The sequence below is a fragment of the Bacteroidota bacterium genome, from assembly GCA_016213405.1.
In the GTDB taxonomy this organism is placed as follows: domain Bacteria; phylum Bacteroidota; class Bacteroidia; order Palsa-948; family Palsa-948; genus Palsa-948.
In genome coordinates, this window is the sequence record JACRAM010000013.1 from 1 (window position 1) to 7,609 (window position 7,609).

General features: G+C 41.2%; 7 protein-coding genes. 5 read left to right on the plus strand and 2 right to left on the minus strand.

What is annotated here, in order from left to right:
• Positions 1–189 precede the first annotated feature (189 nt).
• On the plus strand, positions 190–1,062 hold the full coding sequence (locus HY841_01850) for a M23 family metallopeptidase (GenBank protein MBI4929476.1): 873 nt from the start codon (positions 190–192) through the stop codon (positions 1,060–1,062).
• Complete coding sequence (locus HY841_01855; GenBank protein ID MBI4929477.1) at positions 1,063–2,259, plus strand: 1-deoxy-D-xylulose-5-phosphate reductoisomerase; 1,197 nt, start codon at positions 1,063–1,065, stop codon at positions 2,257–2,259.
• Between the two features lie 4 nt (positions 2,260–2,263).
• On the opposite strand, the gene HY841_01860 is transcribed toward HY841_01855, so the two are convergent.
• Together HY841_01860 and HY841_01865 are read right to left on the minus strand one after the other, a co-directional pair.
• Positions 2,264–2,995, minus strand: coding sequence for a glycosyltransferase (locus HY841_01860; GenBank protein MBI4929478.1), 732 nt, complete (start codon positions 2,993–2,995; stop codon positions 2,264–2,266).
• Positions 2,992–3,966, minus strand: coding sequence for a GDP-mannose 4,6-dehydratase (locus HY841_01865; GenBank protein MBI4929479.1), 975 nt, complete (start codon positions 3,964–3,966; stop codon positions 2,992–2,994). The genes HY841_01860 and HY841_01865 overlap by 4 nt, the downstream gene beginning before the upstream one ends.
• 83 nt (positions 3,967–4,049) lie before the next feature.
• On the opposite strand from HY841_01865, the gene rseP reads away from it, so the two are divergent.
• The 3 genes from rseP to HY841_01880 all read left to right on the plus strand — a co-directional run bounded on the left by rseP (position 4,050) and on the right by HY841_01880 (position 7,441).
• Positions 4,050–5,384 carry an RIP metalloprotease RseP gene (rseP, locus tag HY841_01870; GenBank protein MBI4929480.1) on the plus strand — a complete coding sequence of 445 codons (1,335 nt, stop codon included), beginning with the start codon at positions 4,050–4,052 and terminating at the stop codon, positions 5,382–5,384.
• Positions 5,385–5,388: 4 nt separating this feature from the next.
• On the plus strand, positions 5,389–6,654 hold the full coding sequence (locus HY841_01875; GenBank protein ID MBI4929481.1) for a TlpA family protein disulfide reductase: 1,266 nt from the start codon (positions 5,389–5,391) through the stop codon (positions 6,652–6,654).
• Between the two features lie 79 nt (positions 6,655–6,733).
• Positions 6,734–7,441 carry a T9SS type A sorting domain-containing protein gene (locus tag HY841_01880; protein ID MBI4929482.1) on the plus strand — a complete coding sequence of 236 codons (708 nt, stop codon included), beginning with the start codon at positions 6,734–6,736 and terminating at the stop codon, positions 7,439–7,441.
• The last annotated feature ends 168 nt before the right edge of the window (positions 7,442–7,609 follow it).

The window sequence follows — 7,609 nt, forward strand, 5'->3', positions numbered from 1 at the left end:
AAAAAAATCTTTAACACAGAGAACACTGAGCAGACAGAGTTACACAGAGAGTTCTGCTCTGTGAAACTCATTAAACTCTGTGAACTCTGTGTTGAAAATCGTGGATATAACATCTTAATCTGAATAATGTCTATTATATATAAAGCAAATTCGTCCATCCACCGCAACCTACTATCTTTGCTAATCCTCATGGAAGACAAGAAAAAACCAAATTTCTGGACAAAAATCCGCAACAGGTACCGCCTTGTAGTGATGAATGATGACTCTTTTGAAGAACAGTTTTCGCTGAAACTTACTCCGCTGAATATTTTTGTTTTGGTTGGATTGATTTCTATTATTATGATAACGCTCACGGTGAGTCTGGTCGCGTTCACACCTTTGCGCGAATACATGCCCGGCTATGGCTCTGAAGTGAACACGCGGAAAGAACTCATCAATCTTGCGCTGAAGGCGGATTCGCTCCAATACGAACTTTCACTTCGCGCAGCAGCGATGGATAACATTAAAAATATTATCAGCGGAAATATTACTGGTGATACGGTTTCCAAGAAAAATAATAATGAGAATAATGTTCTTAAAAATATTGACATCAAACCCTCCAAAGAAGATTCTGCTTTCCGCGCGCAGGTGGAATCGCAGGATAAATACTCGCTGGCTTTTTCAGAAAGCAAAACAGGAAAAGGAAGTATCAGCAGTTTTTTCTTTTTCACTCCTGTGAAAGGCATGGTTACTGCTTCGTTCAATTCATCGCAGGAGCATTACGGAGTTGACATTGCGGCAAAAGAGAACGAGCCCATCAAAGCCGCCCTTGACGGCACAGTGCTTTTTGCTGGCTGGACTTCTGAAACGGGCTATACGATAGAGATACAGCATTCCAATAATCTGGTGTCGGCATACAAACATTGCTCTGTGCTTCTGAAAAAAGCAGGACAGTATGTGAAATCGGGCGAAGCGATTGCGGTTATCGGAAACTCGGGCGAACAAACCAGCGGACCGCATTTACATTTTGAACTCTGGTATAACGGAACTCCGATTGACCCGCAGGAATACATGGTATTTTAAATGGAAAACAAAAAACATATAGCAATCCTCGGCTCCACCGGCTCCATCGGCACTCAGGCACTGAAAGTGATTAAATCACATCCTGAAAGTTTTGCGGTGGAAGTTCTTACCGCGAATCGCAATGCCGACTTACTGATTCAGCAGGCAATTGAGTTCAAACCAAACTGCGTGGTAATTGCTGATGAAAGTAAATATGAAAAAGTAAAAACCGCTCTTAGCAAACACGAGATAAAAATTTTCGCGGGAAATAAATCCATTGAGCAGATTGTACAGATGGAAAGCATTGACATGGTTCTTGCTGGAATTGTTGGCTATGCGGGACTTGCTTCTGTTATTTCCGCCATCAAAGCAAAAAAAAATATCGCGCTGGCGAATAAAGAAACGCTTGTTGTAGCTGGCGAATTAGTCACCGCATTGGCAAAAGAAAACGGGGTGAATATTTATCCTGTTGATTCCGAGCACTCGGCAATTTTTCAGTGCATGGTGGGAGAATGGCAAATCCCCCCTGCCCCCCTTTACAAGGGGGAATCTAACAGCCCGATAGAAAAAATTTATCTCACTGCTTCGGGCGGTCCGTTCAGAGGAAAAGATGCTACGTTTCTTTCTTCCGTTACCAAAGAGCAGGCACTCAAACACCCCAACTGGGAAATGGGTGCAAAGATTACCATCGATTCTGCCACGCTGATGAACAAAGGACTGGAAGTGATTGAAGCAAAGTGGTTGTTCAATCTTAAAGCAGAACAGATTGAAATCATCATTCATCCGCAAAGTATTATTCATTCTATCGTGCAATTCAAAGACGGAAGCATGAAAGCGCAGATGGGCTTGCCCGATATGAAACTTCCGATTCAATATGCGCTTTCTTTTCCGAATCGTCTGCCTTCAACTTTCGAACGGTTTGATTTCGCAAATTATTCTTCTCTCACTTTTGAACAACCTGATACAAAAACTTTCCGCTGCCTGCCTATTGCCTTCGAAGCGATGAAAAAAGGCGGCAACGCTCCTTGTATATTGAATGCAGCGAATGAAGTTGCTGTGAATGCTTTTCTCTCCGATAAAATTTCTTTTCTGAAAATTTCAGATGTGATTGCGAATACTCTTGCGAAAGCATCCTTCATTTACAAACCTTCGTATGATGATTATGTGAATTCAGATAAGGAGGCAAGAAAAACAGCCGAAGTATTAATTGGGAAATAAATTCCTATCCTTTCTTTTCAAAACTCATCATGAACTTCAGGTATGCCATGCTGGTCTTGAAAATTTTCATCTTGGATTTTCCGATTCGCTTGGTAGAATGAAGCACCATCGGCACTTCAATGATTTTTGCTTCACAGCTGATTGCTTTCACTAAAATTTCCAGCATGCAGATGAATCCTCGCTCAGCAATAATCTGTCCTTTATATTTCTCCTGTATTTTTTTCAGAATGGAAATTGTATAAACTCTGTAAAAAGAACTGAGCGTTAGAATTTTTATACCGAAGAAGGAACGGAAGAACATATTGGCGATGAAGGAAATCATTTTTCTGAAAAAAGTAGTTTGAGAAAATCCTCCGCCCTGCGCATAAACCGAAGCAAGCACCAAATCATAGCCGAGTTTATTTATAGCCAGCATGTTTTTCAGAATGCCGATGTCAGAGGTGCGGTCTGCTTCCATGGTCACTATAACATCTTCAGAAGATTTAGAATTTTTCAAAATCCAATCAAAGCCGGAGTTGAACGCATGACCGGGTCCGTAATTTTTTCCATCGCCAAGAATAATGTGATTCGCATGTTCAAAATGATTTTTTATTACCTGGTTCGAATTATCAGAAGAACCGTCATCAGAGAAAACAAAAAATCTTTCCGCGGTATTTTCTGTTTTTCCAATATCTTCAAAAAGCCCGGGAATATTTTTCTCTTCGTTGAAAATTGGAATCAGAAAATAAACCATCATGATTTGTTTTTAAGAATTTCTTTGATGGTTATTTTAACTGCATCTTCGAGCTTTACCTTCGGCTGGTAGCCGATTAATTTTTTCGCCTTTGACAAATCAGGAATCCTGCGCATAATGTCCTTGTATTTTCCAAACACTTCGCTCATCGGTACAAATTTTATTTTCAGCTCTTTCCCCGTGTTGGCAATCCGGTGTATCAGTTTCGCGGTATCAATAACAGAAAGCTCTTCATCATTGCCGATGTTGATGATTTCTCCTATGGCATTTTTGTTTTCGAGCGCGAGAATGGTTCCGTTCACCAAATCAGTTACAAATCCCATAGAGCGCGTTTGAGAGCCATCTCCGTGAACAATCACTTCTTCATCATTCATAATGGCGCGGATAAAAATCGGCACATGACCACCGCTCCAGGCAAAACTTGAGCGTGGGCTGAACGCACCAAAATATCTTAATACCGTTACAGGAACTTTGTGATCGTTGTAATAAGCAAAAGCCAATTGCTCTCCGTATAATTTTGAAACCGCATAACTCCACCTTTTAATCATGCTGGGACCGAGGAGCAAATCGCCATCCTCACGCAACGGAAGGTCTGGAGACATGCCATACACATCTGAGGTAGAGGCGAACAAAACTTTTTTCCCAAAGACTTTCGCCACTTCAAAAACATTTTCAGTTCCTTTGGCGTTCACCATCAGCGTAGGCATACTGATGTCCTTTTCGCCAATCTTTTTTACAGCAGCGAGGTGGAGAATGGAATCAACTTCTTTTCCTAATTTTTTCAGCGCTTCAAAATCAGTAATGTCAACTTTTGCAAATTTGAAATTGGGATTCTTCAGGTTATGAGAAATATTTTCTTCTTTGCCGTAAGCAAAATTATCTATGCCGATAACTTTATAATCTTTCGCAAGCAATTCATCAAGAAGGTGGGAACCAATCATGCCGGCTACGCCTGTTACCAATACATTTTTCATGCTGCTCTTTTCATTTTGAATATAAATTGCAAATGTAACAAATCAGAAAACTTGAGTACTTTCGGGACTCAAAATTCCTTTTCATGGAAGTACTCATTAAAGCCTCGCAGTTAATTCTTTCGCTTTCGATTCTGGTCGTTCTGCACGAACTCGGACATTTTCTTCCTGCGAAATGGTTTAAGATGCGCGTAGAAAAATTCTATCTCTTCTTCGATCCCTGGTTTTCTCTTTTCAAAATAAAAAAAGGCGGCACTGAATACGGCATCGGATGGATTCCGCTTGGAGGATATGTAAAAATTTCAGGAATGATTGACGAGAGTATGGACAAGGAACAGATGAAACAACCACCACAAGATTGGGAATTCAGAAGCAAACCCGCCTGGCAGCGATTGATTGTGATGGTAGGTGGCGTTACGATGAATTTAATTCTTGCCATGTGTATTTACGCAATGTTGCTTTTCGTATTCGGAGAAAAATATTTGCCTACTGCCAACATGAAAGACGGTGTATGGTGCATTGATTCGCTGGCGGAAGAGGTGGGATTTAAAAACGGAGATAAGATTATTTCAGTGGACGGACAGCAGGTGGAAAATTTTCAGAATGTGATCCACGAAATGCTTTATGCAACCAATGTTCAGATAAACCGAAACGGAAAAGATACCACGCTTATCATTCCGAAAAATTTTGTTGAGCGGCTGGTGGATAAGCGCGCACCGTTTCTTTATGCGCGGATTCCATTTTTCATAGGAGGTTTTGCTCCTGATTCTCCTGCTGAAAAAGCAGGATTGAAAAAGAAAGACCAGATCATCGCCCTCAATGACAGCGCGCTGAAATATTTTGACGAGTTCAAAGACCGCGTGAGCAAATTCAAAAATCAATCGGTAAAACTGAAAGTGAAGCGAGGAAATGAAACAATGGATGTTTCTGTGAATGTTGACAGCGCTGGAAAAATCGGAGTCGTCACTGCCTTGATGGACTTTGAATCGTTGCTCAAATCAGGCACGTATGAATTCAGTGTAACTCAATATGGGTTCTTTCAATCTTTCCCAGCGGGAATTCACAAAGCGGTGGAAAAGCTGAAAGATTACATCCGCCAGTTCAAACTTATTTTCAACTTCAAAACGGGCGCTTATAAAGGAGTTGGAAGCTTTATTTCCATAGGAGATTTATTCCCTTCTCAGTGGGACTGGGAAGCTTTCTGGAATCTGACAGCCATTCTTTCCGTGGTGCTGGCGTTCATGAACATACTTCCGATTCCCGCGCTGGACGGAGGTCACGTCATGTTTTTGCTTTATGAAGTTATCACACGCAGAAAACCAAGCGATAAGTTTCTGGAATACGCGCAGTATGTTGGAATGTTCCTCTTGATTTCCCTGATGGTGTATGCGCTGGGCAACGATATCTTCAGATTATTTTAATACGATGAAAAAATATTTCTCCCTTCTCCTTCTTGGCTCCTGCATCCTGATTCTCTCCTGCGGCAATGAAAAAAAACCTTCACCGCTTAAAGAAGGCGGATGGAAAGGCGTTTTAACATTGAATGATTCAACAGGATTGGTTCTTCCGTTCCGGTTTGATTTCTCTTTTCAAAATGATTCTGCTCAAATCACTATTCATAATGCGGAAGAAAAAATTGTTGTGAACGAAATTTTATTTGATAAAGATTCTGTTTTCATCCGAATGCCGGTGTTTGATTCTGAGTTCAGATGCAAACTCTTCAAAGACTCCGCAATGACAGGCAACTGGATCAATCATTCGCGAAAAGAAAAAAATATAATTCCTTTCGCAGCAACATTTGGCGATTCGGATGTTTACGGATGTCCGCAGTTTGACAAAAATTATCCTTACGAAGGAAAATGGAAATGTAAATTCAGCCCTTATTACCCCGACAGCTCTTATGCTGTGGGAATTTTTAAAACATCATCGCATCGTGCTGAGGGAACTTTTCTGACGGAAACAGGCGATTACCGATACCTGGAAGGATGCGTATTCGGAAAATACATGCTGCTCTATTGTTTTGACGGTTCGCACGCGTTTGTTTTTCATGCTGAAACAATAGACGATACCATTTACGGAGATTTTTATTCAGGCATCCATCACCGCGAAACGTGGATAGCGTGGAAGGATGCTGAATTCAAATTGAGAAATGCCGACTCGCTTACTTTTATGAAACAGGGATTTTCAAAAGTTGATTTTACTTTTCCGAGCATTGAGAATAAAAAAGTTTCGCTTTCGGATGAGAAATATAAAAACAAAGCGGTGATTCTTCAAATCATGGGATCGTGGTGCCCGAACTGCATGGATGAAACCATGTTCCTTTCTGAACTTCATAAAAAATATTCTTCGCAGGGATTGGAAGTTATTGCGCTGGCGTTTGAGAAGGCGTTCGATGGTTCGGCTGCGCTCACCACAAGCTTTGAAAAAGCAAAATCAAATGTGGGGCGTTTGAAAAAGAAATATAATTCCGATTATGATTTTCTGATTACAGGATTTCAACCCAAGGATGCTGACAAGGCATTGCCCATGCTGAATCATGTGATGTCGTTCCCCACCACCATCTTCATAGATAAAAAAGGAAATGTCAGAAAAATCCACACAGGTTATTCCGGACCTGCCACAGGAAGTGAATATGAAAAATTCACAAAAGAAACAGATGAATTTGTGCTTTCGCTGCTGAGTGAAAAGTGATTTTGCAGGTTTGTTTCTTTTGCCTACCTTTATCCGTCTTTACCTCTTAACCTACTATCGAAAACCAATATATTCACCTATGAAAAAACTATACTCTTTAGCTGCTCTTTTTCTTGTGCTGCCGGGAGGGGAATCATTTTCTCAAACATATTCTTACTCCCCACTCGATACAATGAAATATGGCGCCATAGGTGTTGAGATAATCTGCTCCGCCACGCTGATAAACAATACAGCAAACGCCATTAACTTACAGGTTACACGCGACCAGGATGTAATGGCTGACGCTCCCAACTGGTATAGCGCTTTTTGTATGGACCAATGCTACCTGCCGGCAACAGATACTGTAAACTATACCTTTCTGCCAATGGACACGGTGAATTTCACTTTCCACTTTCATCCTGAAAATGAAGTAGCTCCGGATAGCGCTGTTGCAATTATGAAATGGAAGAATAAAGCTATTCCTTCAAATACTTTTACCCAGCGGTTTTATGGAATCACTCAAACCGGTTTTGGAGTGAATGAAATGCCTGCTGCCTCTGCAAACGTGAGCATCTATCCCATGCCTGTTGTTTCTAACGAACTGTTTACCATGAGCGTTTCAAATGTGAAACAGGCAAAAACAATTTCGCTGGTGGTTTACAATATGCTCGGCAGTGTGGTGAGCGCATCGGATGTTATTGCGGGAATTAATTTCATGAACCTTGATTTACCTGCCGGAATTTATTCTTACAGTTTGGTTTCTGATAACGCAAAATTGATTTCCGGAAAGTTGGTGGTGAGCCGATAAATCCCGCAGGATGTTATCCAACGGGATAAAACAAGAAAGCCCTCCTCGTGCAGGTCTGTGAGTGAGGGCAATCTTGTCCCGAAGGGACTCTCCGAAGGAGTCCTTCGTGACCATCGGAGCTGGACAGAAACAGAAAACAAACCAATTTACCCCGTTGGATAAAAAATC